Here is a 12893-nt window from a genome sequence, read left to right on the forward strand (position 1 = left end):
CCGGTTGCCCCCGATGCCTGTACCGATTCGCATCCTGTGTGTTCTTTTGCTGGTCGCAGTCTCCACCAGTGCCACTGCAGCACCCAAGAAAGCACCGCCTGCGCCACCGCCCGGTCGCGCCGGCACCACCTCGCTGGAGCCGGTGCTCGCCGGCGAGTTCGCCTTGCAGGCCGGGCAGTTGGACGATGCCGCCCGCGCCTACCTGGACGCCGCCAAGGCCGAGGCCGGCGACGCCGGGCTGGCCGAACGGGCCGCCCGCATCGCCATGCTGGCCAACGACGACCCGCGTGCGATCGAGGCCCTGGCGCTGTGGCGCTCCCGCGCACCCTCGTCGATGTCCATGCGCAGTACCGAAGCCTCGCTGGCCTTGCGCCGCAACGACCTGCGTACCGCCCGCCGTGATCTGCTCGGCCTGCTCAAGGAGCCAGACCCGCGCGGCTGGCGCTTCGCCCTGATCGCCCTGGCCAATGGCGGGCGCGAGCCGGAAGCCTCCGCCGACGTGCTCGAGGACCTGGTCAAGGCCGGCGCCATCCCCAATCAGATCGAAGCCTGGCAGGAATTCGGCCGGCTCGCCCTGCGCATGGAGCGCCCGGCGCTGGCCAAGCGCATCGTCGACGAAGTGGTGCGCCGCTTCCCCGAAGAGCCGCGCGTGGCCTTGTTGCACGCCACCCAGCTGCAGCAGGAAGGCAAGAACGACGAAGCGCTGGCACTGCTGAAGAATGTCGAGCCGCAGGCGGTCAAGGATTCCGAGCTGCGTGGCGCGCTGGCGTTTGCCTACGACGCCATGGGGCAGACCGAAGCCGCCGCACGGGTGTTGTCGACCGGGCCGCAGGACACCCAGACCTACGGGCTGCGTGCCTCCATGCTGGCCAAGGAAAAGGATCGCACTGCGCTCGAGGCGCTGTACGGCGAGCTCAAGAGCAATGCCGCCAAGCCCGACCCTGACCGCCGCCTGCTGCTCGGCAAGATCGCCGAATTCCTCAAGCGCTACGACGAGGCGGTGGAATGGTATCGCGGCGTGCCCGGCGGCCCGCAGCTGAGCGAGGCGCGCCTGCGCGCCGCCAGCGCCCTGTACGAACTGGGTCGCAAGCCCGAGGCGCTCGCCGAAGCGCGCGCATTGCAGAGCGATGCCACTGCCGACGACGACGCGCGTCGCGACGCCTATGTGCTCGAAGCCGAGCTGCACCAGCGCGCCGACGACGCAGCGGGTGAACTGGATGCCTTCGAGCGCGGCCTGGCCGCCTATCCGGACGACGGCGCGCTGCTGTACGCCCGCGGCCTGGCCTGGGAGCGCCGCGACGATGTCGCGCGTGCCGAGGCCGACCTGCGCAAGATCCTGGTGGCCGAACCGGAAAACGTGGCGGCGCTGAACGCGCTGGGCTACACCCTGGCCGACCGCACCACCCGCTACAAGGAAGCGCTGGCGCTGATCGACCGCGCCCGCACCGCCGACCCGGACAACCCGGCCATCGTCGACAGCTACGGCTGGGTGCTGTATCGCATGGGCCGCACCAAGGAAGCCCTGGTGCAGCTGCGCCGCGCCTGGGCGCTGGTCAAGGACCCGGAAATCGCCGCGCACGTGGGCGAGGTGCTGTGGGTCAGCGGCAAGCAGGACGAAGCGCGGCGCTACTTCGATGAGGCGCGGCGTCTGGATCCGGACAACCGCGCGCTGCAACGCGCCCTGGAAAAATTCGGGCTATGAGCGGGACGATCCGAACACTGGCCCTGAGCGGGCTGGTGCTGGTCGGGCTGTCGGCCTGCGTCAGCGTGCCGCGCGGGCAGGGCGGTGGCGCCGCAGTGGTCGCGCAGGTTTCCGAGGGTGCGCGGCAGGCCGAAGCCGCACGTCAGGCCTGGCTGCAGGCGCATCCGGTCTGGTCGTTCCAGGGCCGGGTGGCGATCAGCAAGGGCAGCAATGGTGGTAGCGGCCGCATCGACTGGCAGCAGGACGGTGCGCAGTATCGCGTGCAGCTCAGTGCGCCGGTAACCCGGCAGAGCTGGGTGCTCACTGGCGACACCGCCAGCGGCGCCGGACGCCTGGAAGGGCTGGACGGCGGCCCGCGCAGCGGTCCGGATGCCGAGCAGGTGCTGCTTGAAGCGACCGGGTGGACCATCCCGGTCAACCAGATGCCGGACTGGGTGCGCGCGCTGCGCATCGCCGACGCCGGTGCCGAACGCGCCGATCTGGATGCGGCCGGGCGGCCGCGTACCGTGCAGCAGGATGGCTGGACCATCGACTTTCTCGCCTGGGCGCCGGCCGGCGCCGGGCAACCCGAGCTGCCGCAGCGCATCGAAGCCCGCAACGGCGAGGCCAAGGTGCGCCTGTTGGTCGATCAATGGACGGTATCGCCCTGATGTCCGCGGTGGAGACGGGGTGGTCGGCGTGGCCTGCGCCGGCCAAGCTCAACCTGTTCCTGCAGATTGTCGGGCGCCGCGCCGATGGCTACCACCTGCTGCAGACCGTGTTCCGGCTGCTGGACTGGGGGGACACCATTCATCTTCGTGTGCGCAACGACGGGCTGATCCGGCGCATCGGCGACAGCCTGCCCGGCGTGGCGGAAGACGATGACCTGGTCATCCGGGCCGCGCGCCTGCTGCAATCCAGCGCGGGCACGCAGGCCGGCGCCGACATCCGGGTCGACAAGCGCATCCCCGCCGGCGGCGGCTTCGGCGGCGGCTCGTCGGATGCCGCCACCGTGCTGGTCGCGCTGAATGCCTTGTGGGGCCTGGGCTTGCCGGTCCAGACGCTGGCCGAGTTGGGGCTGCGACTGGGCGCCGACGTGCCGGTGTTCGTGCGCGGTCACAATGCCTGGGCCGAGGGTGTCGGCGAGCGACTGACCCCGATCGGTCTCCCGGCGGCGTCCTACGTGCTGGTCGATCCGGGAATTCACGTGCCCACCCCGGTCTTATTTCAATCACGGGAATTGACGCGGGATGCCGCGCCCGTGAAAATAGCGGACTTCGCTTCGGGTTCCCTGCTCGACAATGCGTTCGAGCCGGTCCTGCGGCGCCGTGAACCCGCCATCGAGGCAGTGTTCCAGGCGCTGTCCAGGATCGGGACGCCGCGTTTGACCGGGTCGGGGAGCGGGTGTTTCGTCGAATTCGCCACGCGCGTTGCTGCAGAGCAGGCCATGGCGCAGTTGCCGGACAACCTGAGGGCGTGGGTCGTGGAAGGTGCAGCGCACTCGCCACTGCTCGACGCGCTGGACGCGAGACAGGTTTGATGCAGGGGCGTCGCCAAGAGGCCCAAGGCACCAGGTTTTGATCCTGGCATTCGTAGGTTCGAATCCTACCGCCCCTGCCAGTTGTTGATGCAGGTCCCTCTGCAGCAGTGGTACATGCAGGTCCCCTGCAACAGCCGTATATGCAGGTCCCTCTGCAACAGCCCGCACATCCATGTGCGGGGATTGAACAAGAAGCCCGGCATTTGGTCGGCTTTGTCCAGCTCCATCATCGCCCGCACGCTCTTTGCCGCCGCCCGAGAGATCCCATGCAAGACCAACGTAACCTGCTGGTGTTCTCCGGCAATGCCAACAAGCCGCTTGCCCTGAGCATCTGCAAGGAGCTCGGCGTTCGCATGGGCAAGGCGCTGGTCACGCGCTTCTCCGATGGCGAGGTACAGGTCGAGATCGAAGAAAGCGTGCGCCGGCAGGAAGTGTTCGTGATCCAGCCGACCTGCGCGCCGAGCGCGGAAAACCTGATGGAGTTGCTGGTGCTGATCGACGCGCTCAAGCGCGCCAGCGCCGCGTCGGTGACCGCGGTCATCCCGTACTTCGGCTACTCGCGCCAGGACCGTCGCATGCGCTCCTCGCGCGTGCCGATCACTGCCAAGGTCGCCGCCAAGATGATCTGCGCAATGGAGGCCGACCGCGTGTTGACGGTCGATCTGCACGCCGACCAGATCCAGGGCTTCTTCGACGTGCCGGTCGATAACGTCTATGCCTCGCCGCTGCTGCTGGCCGACATCTGGCGCGCCTACGGCACCGACAACCTGATCGTGGTATCGCCGGACGTGGGCGGCGTGGTGCGCGCGCGCGCCGTCGCCAAGCGCCTGGACGATGCGGATCTGGCCATCATCGACAAGCGCCGTCCGCGCGCCAACGTCGCCACGGTGATGAACATCATCGGCGATGTGCAGGGCAAGACCTGCGTGCTGGTCGACGATCTGGTCGACACCGCCGGTACCCTGTGCGCCGCCGCAGCAGCGCTGAAGCAGCGCGGCGCGCTCAAGGTGGTGGCCTACATCACCCACCCGGTGCTGTCCGGCCCGGCAGTGGACAACATCAACAATTCGCAGCTCGACGAGCTGGTGGTCACCGACACGATTCCGCTGAACGAAGCTGCGCGCACCTGCGCCAAGATTCGTCAGCTGAGCGTGGCCGAACTGCTGGCCGAGACCATTCGCCGCATCGCCTTCGGCGAGTCGGTGAGTTCGCTCTACGTCGACTGATGCCGCATTCGGTGCCCGGAGTTCCGGGTGCCGGTACCACGTCTCGCCTGGTCGCGGGTGAGACGCTTCATCGCCGCGAGGCGGTATTCCAATCTAGGTAGTGAAACAACATGGCAAAGACTCACGAAATCAAGGTCGAGCGCCGCGCGAACGAGGGGAAGGGTGCGAGCCGCCGCCTACGTCACGCTGGCGTCATTCCGGCCATCGTTTACGGTGGCGAACTCGAGCCGGTCAGCATCCAGCTCAACCACGAGCAGATCTGGCTTGCCCAGCAGAACGAGTGGTTCTACTCGTCGATCCTCGACCTGAACCTCAATGGCGACGTGCAGCAGGTGCTGCTGCGTGACATGCAGCGCCATCCGTTCAAGCAGCTGATCATCCACATCGACTTCCAGCGCGTCAGCGCCAACGAGAAGCTCAGCGCCGCCGTGCCGCTGCACTTCATCAACGAAGCAGCATCGCCGGCCGGTAAGTCCAGCGAAGTGGTCGTCACCCACGAACTCAACGAAGTTCAGGTCGTCTGCCTGCCGAAGGATCTGCCGGAGTTCATCGAAGTGGACCTCGGTGCCCTGGAAGTGGGCAACGTGATCCACTTGTCCGAGATCAAGCTGCCGGCCGGTGTGGAAATTCCGGAGCTGAAGCTGGGCAAGGAGCACGACGTGGCGGTGGTTGCTGCCAAGCACGTGCGGATCGAGGAAGAAGACGCTGCCGGTGAAGAAGGCAGCGAAGGCGCCGAGACCAAGTAAGCCGTCGGCCGATCCCTCGCACTGCGCGGGATCGGCTGCGGTCACTGGCATGTCTGCACTCCGCCTGATTGTCGGACTCGGGAATCCCGGTCCGGAACACGCGCAAACCCGGCACAACGCCGGGTTTCGTTTCGTCGATGCCCTCGTCGAGCGCCATGGCGTGCGCTGGGGGCTGGACGCCAAGTTGTTCGGCGAGACCGCCAAGGTCGAGATCGCCGGGCAATCTGTCTGGCTGCTCAAGCCGGCCACCTTCATGAATCTCAGCGGCAAATCGATCACCGCCGCGTTGCGGTTCTGGAAGATCGAGCCGGAGCAACTGCTCGTTGCACACGACGAACTGGATCTTGCGCCGGGCATCGCGCGGCTCAAGTTCGATGGCGGCCACGGCGGCCAGAACGGCCTGCGCGACACCATTCGCCTGCTCGGACACGGTAAATTCCATCGCTTGCGGATCGGCATCGGCCATCCCGGCCACAAGGACCGTGTGGTGCCCTGGGTGCTGGGACGGGCAGGGCGCGACGACGACGCGGCAATCGGCGCTGCGGTGGACGCGGCCATCGATGTCCTGCCGCTGGCACTGCAAGGTAATTTCAACGAGGCGATGAAGCGCCTGCATACCAGCAGGGATGCGTGATTGGGGATTGGGGATTTGCAGCCGTGCGGCATGGCGAATCTCCAATCCCGAATCCCAAATCCCGGATGTGACCCATGGGTATCAAATGCGGCATCGTCGGCCTGCCCAACGTCGGCAAGTCGACCCTGTTCAATGCGCTGACCAAGGCGGGCATCGCTGCGGCCAATTTTCCGTTCTGCACCATCGAGCCGAACGTCGGCATCGTGCCGGTGCCGGATCCGCGCCTCAATCAACTGGCTGAGATCGTCAAGCCGCAGAAATTGATTCCGACCGCGGTTGAGTTCGTCGATATCGCCGGCCTGGTGGCGGGTGCGGCCAGCGGCGAAGGGCTGGGCAACAAGTTCCTGGCGCATATCCGCGAAGTCGACGCGATCACCCACGTGGTGCGTTGCTTTGAAAACGACGACGTCATCCATGTGAACAACAAGGTCGACCCGATCAGCGATATCGAAACCATCGATACCGAACTGGCATTGGCCGATCTGGACAGCGTGGAAAAGGCGCTCAACCGTGCCGAGCGTAGCGCTAAGGGTGGCGACAAGGATGCTGCGGCGCGCAAGCCGGTGCTGGCCAAGTTGCAGGCCGCGCTGTCCGATGGCAAGGCGGGGCGTGCAGCCGGCCTGGATGATGATGAAAAGGCGCTGGTGCGCGATCTGTTCCTGTTGACGCTCAAGCCGGTGATGTACATCGCCAACGTGCTAGAGGACGGTTTCGAGAACAATCCGCACCTGGACGCGGTGCGTCGGCATGCGTTGGCCGAAGGTGCGGAAGTTGTGCCGGTCTCGGCAGCGATCGAGGAAGAGCTGTCGCAGCTCGACGACGAGGACCGCGACACCTTCCTGGCCGACCTGGGTCTGGACGAGCCGGGTCTGAATCGCGTCATCCGTGCCGCCTACAAGCTACTTGGCCTGCAGACCTACTTCACCGCCGGCGTCAAGGAAGTGCGTGCGTGGACGGTCAGGGCTGGCTCGACCGCGCCGCAGGCGGCAGCGGTGATCCATACCGATTTCGAAAAGGGCTTCATCCGCGCCGAGACGATCGGCTTCGACGACTTCATCAAGCACCGCGGCGAAGCCGGTGCGCGCGACGCCGGGCGTTTGCGTCTGGAAGGCAAGGAATACCGCGTGCAGGAAGGCGATGTGCTGCACTTCCGCTTCAACGTCTGACCGGTTGCGCGCGACCCCGATGGTCGCGCGTCTTCGGCACTGACGATCTGCTCAAAATTTTTGTTGACACCGCATGCATCCCACAACAAAATAACGGGCTGCTTCACCCCGAACCGAATTCGCCTCATCGCGCACCGGTCCGGTAGTAAAAGCTGGAGGGATACCCAAGCGGCCAACGGGGGCAGACTGTAAATCTGCTGGCTTACGCCTTCGGTGGTTCGAATCCACCTCCCTCCACCAGTTTCATGTTGTGGCATGCAGTTCCCGGCGCGGGAGTAGTTCAACGGTAGAACCTCAGCCTTCCAAGCTGATGGTGCGGGTTCGATTCCCGTCTCCCGCTCCATTGAACGCAAATGCATGGCATAATACAAAACTCGCTCACGTAGCTCAGTCGGTAGAGCACCTCCTTGGTAAGGAGGAGGTCGAAGGTTCGATTCCTTTCGTGAGCACCACTACTCAATCGTCTTCAACTCCAAACGATTACCGAGACACGCACCCATGGCAAAAGCTAAATTTGAGCGCACCAAGCCGCACGTGAACGTCGGCACCATCGGTCACGTCGACCATGGCAAGACCACGTTGACAGCCGCGCTGACCAAGATCGGTGCTGAGCGTTTCGGTGGCGAGTTCAAGGCGTACGACGCGATCGACGCGGCGCCGGAAGAGAAGGCGCGCGGCATCACGATTTCGACCGCCCACGTCGAATACGAGTCCCCGACCCGTCACTACGCGCACGTCGATTGCCCCGGCCACGCCGACTACGTCAAGAACATGATCACCGGTGCGGCGCAGATGGACGGCGCGATCCTGGTGTGTTCGGCTGCTGACGGCCCGATGCCGCAGACCCGCGAGCACATCCTGCTCTCGCGTCAGGTCGGCGTGCCGCACATCGTGGTGTTCCTGAACAAGGCCGACATGGTCGACGACGCCGAGCTGCTCGAGCTGGTCGAGATGGAAGTGCGCGAGCTGCTTAGCAAGTACGACTTCCCGGGCGATGACACCCCGATCATCCACGGTTCGGCGCGTCTGGCGTTGGACGGCGACCAGAGCGACATCGGCGTGCCGGCGATCCTGAAGCTGGTCGAGGCGCTGGATTCGTTCATTCCGGAGCCGACCCGCGACGTCGACCGTCCGTTCCTGATGCCGGTCGAAGACGTGTTCTCGATCTCCGGCCGCGGCACCGTGGTGACCGGTCGTATCGAGCGCGGCATCATCAAGGTTGGCGACGAAATCGAAATCGTCGGCATCCGCGACACCCAGAAGACCACCGTTACCGGCGTGGAAATGTTCCGCAAGCTGCTGGACCAGGGCCAGGCAGGCGACAACGCCGGTCTGCTGCTGCGCGGCACCAAGCGTGACGACGTCGAGCGCGGCCAGGTGCTGTGCAAGCCGGGTTCGATCAAGCCGCACACCGAGTTCGAAGCCGAAGTCTACGTGCTGTCCAAGGATGAGGGTGGTCGTCATACCCCGTTCTTCAAGGGCTACCGTCCGCAGTTCTACTTCCGCACCACCGACATCACTGGTGCATGCCAGCTGCCGGAAGGCGTGGAGATGGTGATGCCGGGCGACAACGTGAAGATGGTCGTGACCCTGATCAACCCGGTCGCGATGGACGAAGGTCTGCGCTTCGCCATCCGTGAAGGCGGTCGTACCGTCGGCGCCGGCGTGGTTGCCAAGATCATCAAGTAAGTGCCTGCATCCAGTCGCCTCGCGGCGGCTGGTGCCAAACGAATGGCGGGCCGGCTGAACCGCGGTCCGCCTTCGTTGTCTTAGGGTTTGCGGTAAACGAGTACATACGCCAGTAGCTCAATTGGCAGAGCAGCGGTCTCCAAAACCGCAGGTTGGGGGTTCGAGTCCCTCCTGGCGTGCCACTCCTCTTTCCGGCCCAGCGATTCGGGTCAGATCGGTAACTAGAGCCGGATGAATAGCAAAATCGAGCCTTCCAAAAGCGCGTCTGCTGCCAGCGCTGATATCGTGAAATACGTCATCTCCGCGCTCCTGGTGATCGCGGGGTTGTTTGTGTGGTTCTGGTTTTCTGCGCCCGAGCGCGCCACCCAGTTTGGTGCCTGGACGCCGCAGTTGCGTGCGCTGGCAGTGATCGTGGGGCTGGTGGCTGGCGCATTCGTGTTTTTGGGAACCGGCAAGGGCCGGGAAACCCGTGAATTCATGTCCGAATCCAGGTTCGAGTTGCGCAAGGTGGTCTGGCCGACGCGTCAGGAAGCCATCCGCACCACCTGGGTCGTGATTGTCGTTGTGATCATTCTGAGTTTGCTGTTGGGCGGCTTCGACTTTGTCATCCAGAAGCTCACGCAGTGGTTCCTGGCTCGTTGAGGAGAATCAAGCAGTGAAGCGTTGGTATGTCGTTCACGCCTATTCAGGCTTCGAAAAATCTGTTGCGCAGGCATTGCGTGACCGTATCGCCCGTGCCGAGATGGAAGACCGTTTTGGCGACGTCTTGGTGCCGACCGAAGAGGTCATCGAAATGCGCGCCGGCCAGAAGCGTCGGTCCGAGCGCAAGTTCTTCCCCGGCTACGTGCTGGTGCAGATCGAGACCCACGAAGAGGCCGGTATCCCGCGCATCGACAATGAAAGCTGGCACTTGGTGAAGGAAACTTCCAAGGTGATGGGGTTCATTGGCGGCACTGCCGACCGTCCGCTGCCGATTCGCGACGAAGAGGCCGATGCGATCCTGCAGCGTGTGCAGGACGGCGTCGAGAAGCCGCGTCCGAAGGTGCTGTTCGAGCCGGGTCAGATGGTGCGCGTCACCGATGGTCCGTTCAACGACTTCAATGGCGTTGTGGAAGAGGTCAATTACGAGAAGAGCAGGCTGCGGGTTGCCGTGCTCATCTTCGGTCGCTCCACGCCGGTCGAGCTCGAGTTCGGTCAGGTCGAGAAGGGCTGACGCCGGCCGGGCGCCGTCTAGGCGTCCGACTTGAATGCTGCTATAGTGCGCGGCTCGCTGACCTGGCGAACCGCCGGGAACCAATGGCTGCCGCATGGCAGCCATCTGCGTGTGGTCAGAAACGTGAAGCCGGGACACGTGATTTCCCGGTCCGATGGGGAGCCTGCAGTCAAGGCGCTAGCACCCGGAGAGTATCGAAATGGCAAAGAAGATAACTGCTTACATCAAGTTGCAGGTCAAGGCCGGTCAGGCCAATCCTGCGCCGCCGGTCGGCCCTGCCCTGGGTCAGCGCGGTCTGAACATCATGGAATTCTGCAAGGCGTTCAACGCAGCGACGTCCAAGCTGGAGCCGGGTCTGCCGACGCCGGTGGTCATCACCGCGTACTCCGACCGTACCTTCACCTTCATCACCAAGAGCACTCCGGCCAGCGTGCTGCTCAAGAAGGCTGCAGGCGTGAGCTCCGGCTCCAAGCGCCCCAACACCGACAAGGTGGGCAAGGTGACGCGCAAGCAGCTGGAAGAGATCGCCAAGGTCAAGGAAGCCGATCTGACGGCAGCCGAGCTGGAAGCGGCAGTGCGCACGATTGCGGGTTCTGCCCGCAGCATGGGTTTGACGGTGGAGGGCTAAGACATGGCACAGAGCAAGCGCGTTAAGGCCATTGCGGCCGCTGTCGTTCCGGGCAAGACCTATGCCTTCGAAGACGCAATCAAGATCCTGAAGACCGTGACCAAGGCCAAGTTCGTCGAGTCGATCGACGTTGCCGTGCGCCTGGGCGTGGACGCCAAGAAGTCCGACCAGCAGGTGCGCGGTTCCACCGTGCTGCCGGCCGGTACCGGCAAGAGCGTGCGCGTTGCGGTGTTCGCGCCGGCCGGTGCCAAGGCTGACGAAGCCCTGGCCGCTGGTGCCGAGGCGGTGGGCATGGACGACCTGGCCGAGAAGATGCAGGCCGGCGATCTGAGCTACGACGTGGTCATCGCCACCCCGGACGCGATGCGCGTCGTCGGTAAGCTCGGCACCCTGCTGGGCCCGCGCGGCCTGATGCCCAACCCGAAGGTCGGCACCGTGTCGGCCAACCCGGGCGAAGCGGTCAAGAATGCCAAGTCGGGTCAGGTGCGTTACCGCACCGACAAGGCCGGCATCATCCACTGCACCATCGGCAAGGCCAGCTTCGATGACGAAGCGCTGAAGTCGAACCTGCAGGCGTTGTTGCTGGACCTGATCAAGGCCAAGCCGGCCACCTCGAAGGGGACCTACCTGCAGAAGGTGTCGGTCAGCTCGACGATGGGCCCTGGCGTGACGGTCGACCAGTCCAGCCTCGCGCTGAAGTGAGTTGAGGGGGCGGGCCTGTCATGGGCCTGACCCGTCTGTGTAGTACAGCATCGTTTTTCCGGCCCGGGTCACCGTGTGCTGGGAGTCCGTTCCCTCCTTTGGGGTAACGGACATTTTGAAGGCGATCGCCGGCATGTCCGGCGGTAGCCGTCAAAGACCGCAGGCGCGGTCAGCGCAGATCGACGACGGGCATGGATGCTCGCTTTGGCAAGGAGTCGCCGTCGATGCAGCGGGATCGCTTAATCAGGTTCGCAAGAGCCGGCCGGCGTAGATGGTGTCGCCCTTCTGGAGCTTTCTGGTTTACGCGCGTCTGGGACATCCCGGATCGAGCCCACTCCAGGTCTAGAACGGCCACCAAAGGAACATCGGTCGATGTTCCCGGCTTCCAGGAAGGAGGCTGCCCTGGACCGCAACCGGCAGGAGCCGCGAGCGGAGTAGTTTGAAGCTGGGATTGGAGATTCGGCATTGGGGATTGACAGAAGCGGCTTCATCAGCTCTGGCGAATCCCGAATCGCTAATCCCGAATCCCGGCTTTAACGGAGGAGTGCAATGGCTCTCAATCTGTCTCAGAAGCAAGAAGTAGTCGCCGAGCTGGCAGACATCGCCGCCAAGGCTCACTCCTTGATCGCCGCCGAATACGCTGGCATCACGGTCTCCCAGATGACCGCGATGCGCAAGCAGGCCCGCGAAACCGGCGTGTTCTTGAAAGTTGTCAAGAACACCCTGGCTGCGCGCGCCGTTGAAGGTACTGATTTCGCTGTCGTCGCTGACAAGCTGGTCGGTCCTTTGCTGTATGCGTTTTCGATGGAGGAGCCCGGCGCTGCCGGTCGCCTGATCAAGGAATTCGCCAAGGGCAACGACAAGTTGCAGGCCAAGGTCGTGTCCATCGGCGGGGAACTGTTCCCGGCTGGCCATGTCGACGTGTTGGCTTCGCTGCCGACCCGCGATCAGGCCCTGGCCATGCTGGCCCGCGTGCTGTCCGAACCGGCTGCCATGTTTGCCCGTGCCGTCAAGGCCGTGGGCGACAAGCAGGGTGGTGGCGACGAAGCCGCCGCGCCGGTCGCCGAGACTGCCGAAGCTTGATGTCCTAGCGTTCGCTAGAACCCCAATCCAGAAAATCATTTAAAGGTAATCACAATGTCCCTTACCAACGAACAGATCGTCGACGCCATCGCCGAGAAGTCCCTGATGGAAGTGATGGAGCTGGTCAAGGCCATCGAAGAAAAGTTCGGCGTCTCCGCCGCCGCTCCGGTCGCTGCTGCTGCAGCTGGCCCGGCTGCCGTGGTCGAAGAGCAGACCGAGTTCAACGTGGTGCTGACCAACTGCGGCGCCAACAAGGTCGGCGTCATCAAGGCCGTCCGCGCCGTGACCGGCCTGGGTCTGAAGGAAGCCAAGGATCTGACCGAAGCCGGTGGCATGCTGAAGGAAGGCGCGTCGAAGGACGAAGCCGAGAAGATCAAGAAGGAACTGACCGAAGCTGGCGCGACTGTCGAAATCAAGTAAGCAGTCCCTTGCATCGCCAGCGTTTCACGGTGATGCACTGAAGGCTGGGAGCGTAAAGCTCCCGGCCTTTGGCCGTTGATGGAAAGCCGGGATTTGAGAGGCGGAATTCGGGATTCGAAGGCAATCTTCGCGCATCCCCAATCATGCGATTCCCAATCCCCGCTT

14 protein-coding genes and 5 tRNA genes are annotated in these 12893 nt (G+C 64.2%); all 19 read left to right on the forward strand.

Annotation, left to right across the window (positions count from 1 at the left end; genetic code table 11):
• Positions 1-13 precede the first annotated feature (13 nt).
• Positions 14-1702, forward strand: coding sequence for a tetratricopeptide repeat protein (locus AC1KVE_RS07560; RefSeq protein WP_481092144.1), 1689 nt, complete (start codon positions 14-16; stop codon positions 1700-1702).
• Positions 1699-2352: a lipoprotein insertase outer membrane protein LolB gene (gene lolB, locus AC1KVE_RS07565; RefSeq protein WP_126966976.1), complete on the forward strand. Its 654-nt coding sequence runs from the start codon at positions 1699-1701 to the stop codon at positions 2350-2352. Before AC1KVE_RS07560 ends, lolB begins: the two co-directional genes overlap by 4 nt.
• Entirely contained in the window at positions 2334-3221 is an 888-nt protein-coding gene (gene ispE, locus AC1KVE_RS07570) for a 4-(cytidine 5'-diphospho)-2-C-methyl-D-erythritol kinase (protein WP_184631618.1), read from the forward strand. Before lolB ends, ispE begins: the two co-directional genes overlap by 19 nt.
• A 3-nt stretch (positions 3222-3224) precedes the next feature.
• Positions 3225-3301, forward strand: a tRNA-Gln gene (locus AC1KVE_RS07575).
• Between the two features lie 186 nt (positions 3302-3487).
• Complete coding sequence (locus AC1KVE_RS07580; protein WP_002811729.1) at positions 3488-4447, forward strand: ribose-phosphate diphosphokinase; 960 nt, start codon at positions 3488-3490, stop codon at positions 4445-4447.
• Between the two features lie 110 nt (positions 4448-4557).
• Positions 4558-5193, forward strand: coding sequence for a 50S ribosomal protein L25/general stress protein Ctc (locus AC1KVE_RS07585; RefSeq protein ID WP_016900688.1), 636 nt, complete (start codon positions 4558-4560; stop codon positions 5191-5193).
• A 49-nt stretch (positions 5194-5242) separates the two neighbouring features.
• A complete protein-coding gene (pth, locus tag AC1KVE_RS07590; RefSeq protein ID WP_065031994.1) occupies positions 5243-5827 on the forward strand; it encodes an aminoacyl-tRNA hydrolase in 585 nt (194 codons plus the stop codon).
• Between the two features lie 74 nt (positions 5828-5901).
• Entirely contained in the window at positions 5902-6993 is a 1092-nt protein-coding gene (gene ychF, locus AC1KVE_RS07595) for a redox-regulated ATPase YchF (protein ID WP_054591844.1), read from the forward strand.
• A gap of 154 nt (positions 6994-7147) precedes the next feature.
• A tRNA-Tyr gene (locus tag AC1KVE_RS07600) sits at positions 7148-7233 on the forward strand.
• A gap of 29 nt (positions 7234-7262) precedes the next feature.
• Positions 7263-7336, forward strand: a tRNA-Gly gene (locus AC1KVE_RS07605).
• Between the two features lie 33 nt (positions 7337-7369).
• Positions 7370-7445: transfer RNA gene (locus tag AC1KVE_RS07610), tRNA-Thr, on the forward strand.
• A gap of 46 nt (positions 7446-7491) precedes the next feature.
• On the forward strand, positions 7492-8682 hold the full coding sequence (gene tuf, locus AC1KVE_RS07615; RefSeq protein WP_003486726.1) for an elongation factor Tu: 1191 nt from the start codon (positions 7492-7494) through the stop codon (positions 8680-8682).
• 106 nt (positions 8683-8788) lie between these two features.
• Positions 8789-8864 (forward strand) — tRNA-Trp (locus tag AC1KVE_RS07620).
• Between the two features lie 49 nt (positions 8865-8913).
• Complete coding sequence (secE, locus tag AC1KVE_RS07625; protein ID WP_016900684.1) at positions 8914-9324, forward strand: preprotein translocase subunit SecE; 411 nt, start codon at positions 8914-8916, stop codon at positions 9322-9324.
• A gap of 13 nt (positions 9325-9337) precedes the next feature.
• On the forward strand, positions 9338-9895 hold the full coding sequence (gene nusG, locus AC1KVE_RS07630) for a transcription termination/antitermination protein NusG (protein WP_047128216.1): 558 nt from the start codon (positions 9338-9340) through the stop codon (positions 9893-9895).
• Between the two features lie 199 nt (positions 9896-10094).
• Positions 10095-10523, forward strand: a complete 429-nt coding sequence (gene rplK / locus AC1KVE_RS07635; protein WP_046345810.1) for a 50S ribosomal protein L11 — start codon at positions 10095-10097, stop codon at positions 10521-10523.
• A 3-nt stretch (positions 10524-10526) separates the two neighbouring features.
• Entirely contained in the window at positions 10527-11225 is a 699-nt protein-coding gene (gene rplA / locus AC1KVE_RS07640; protein ID WP_016900681.1) for a 50S ribosomal protein L1, read from the forward strand.
• 549 nt (positions 11226-11774) lie between these two features.
• The gene (gene rplJ / locus AC1KVE_RS07645) at positions 11775-12308 is read left to right on the forward strand and encodes a 50S ribosomal protein L10 (RefSeq protein ID WP_016900680.1); all 534 of its coding nucleotides are present in this window, start codon (positions 11775-11777) and stop codon (positions 12306-12308) included.
• A gap of 54 nt (positions 12309-12362) precedes the next feature.
• On the forward strand, positions 12363-12728 hold the full coding sequence (rplL, locus tag AC1KVE_RS07650; RefSeq protein ID WP_008574194.1) for a 50S ribosomal protein L7/L12: 366 nt from the start codon (positions 12363-12365) through the stop codon (positions 12726-12728).
• Positions 12729-12893: the final 165 nt, after the last annotated feature.

This window comes from Xanthomonas sp. NCPPB 2864 (genome assembly GCF_056675615.1).

What these genes read in the sequence shown, in the direction of transcription:
- rplL (WP_008574194.1), top strand. Translation starts at nt 12,363, where the DNA reads ATGTCCCTTACCAACGAACAGATCGTCGACGCCATCGCCGAGAAGTCC.
- ychF (WP_054591844.1), top strand. Translation starts at nt 5,902, where the DNA reads ATGGGTATCAAATGCGGCATCGTCGGCCTGCCCAACGTCGGCAAGTCG.
- AC1KVE_RS07585 (WP_016900688.1), top strand. Translation starts at nt 4,558, where the DNA reads ATGGCAAAGACTCACGAAATCAAGGTCGAGCGCCGCGCGAACGAGGGG.
- pth (WP_065031994.1), top strand. Translation starts at nt 5,243, where the DNA reads ATGTCTGCACTCCGCCTGATTGTCGGACTCGGGAATCCCGGTCCGGAA.
- ispE (WP_184631618.1), top strand. Translation starts at nt 2,334, where the DNA reads ATGGACGGTATCGCCCTGATGTCCGCGGTGGAGACGGGGTGGTCGGCG.
- rplK (WP_046345810.1), top strand. Translation starts at nt 10,095, where the DNA reads ATGGCAAAGAAGATAACTGCTTACATCAAGTTGCAGGTCAAGGCCGGT.
- tuf (WP_003486726.1), top strand. Translation starts at nt 7,492, where the DNA reads ATGGCAAAAGCTAAATTTGAGCGCACCAAGCCGCACGTGAACGTCGGC.
- AC1KVE_RS07560 (WP_481092144.1), top strand. Translation starts at nt 14, where the DNA reads ATGCCTGTACCGATTCGCATCCTGTGTGTTCTTTTGCTGGTCGCAGTC.
- secE (WP_016900684.1), top strand. Translation starts at nt 8,914, where the DNA reads ATGAATAGCAAAATCGAGCCTTCCAAAAGCGCGTCTGCTGCCAGCGCT.
- rplJ (WP_016900680.1), top strand. Translation starts at nt 11,775, where the DNA reads ATGGCTCTCAATCTGTCTCAGAAGCAAGAAGTAGTCGCCGAGCTGGCA.
- rplA (WP_016900681.1), top strand. Translation starts at nt 10,527, where the DNA reads ATGGCACAGAGCAAGCGCGTTAAGGCCATTGCGGCCGCTGTCGTTCCG.
- lolB (WP_126966976.1), top strand. Translation starts at nt 1,699, where the DNA reads ATGAGCGGGACGATCCGAACACTGGCCCTGAGCGGGCTGGTGCTGGTC.
- AC1KVE_RS07580 (WP_002811729.1), top strand. Translation starts at nt 3,488, where the DNA reads ATGCAAGACCAACGTAACCTGCTGGTGTTCTCCGGCAATGCCAACAAG.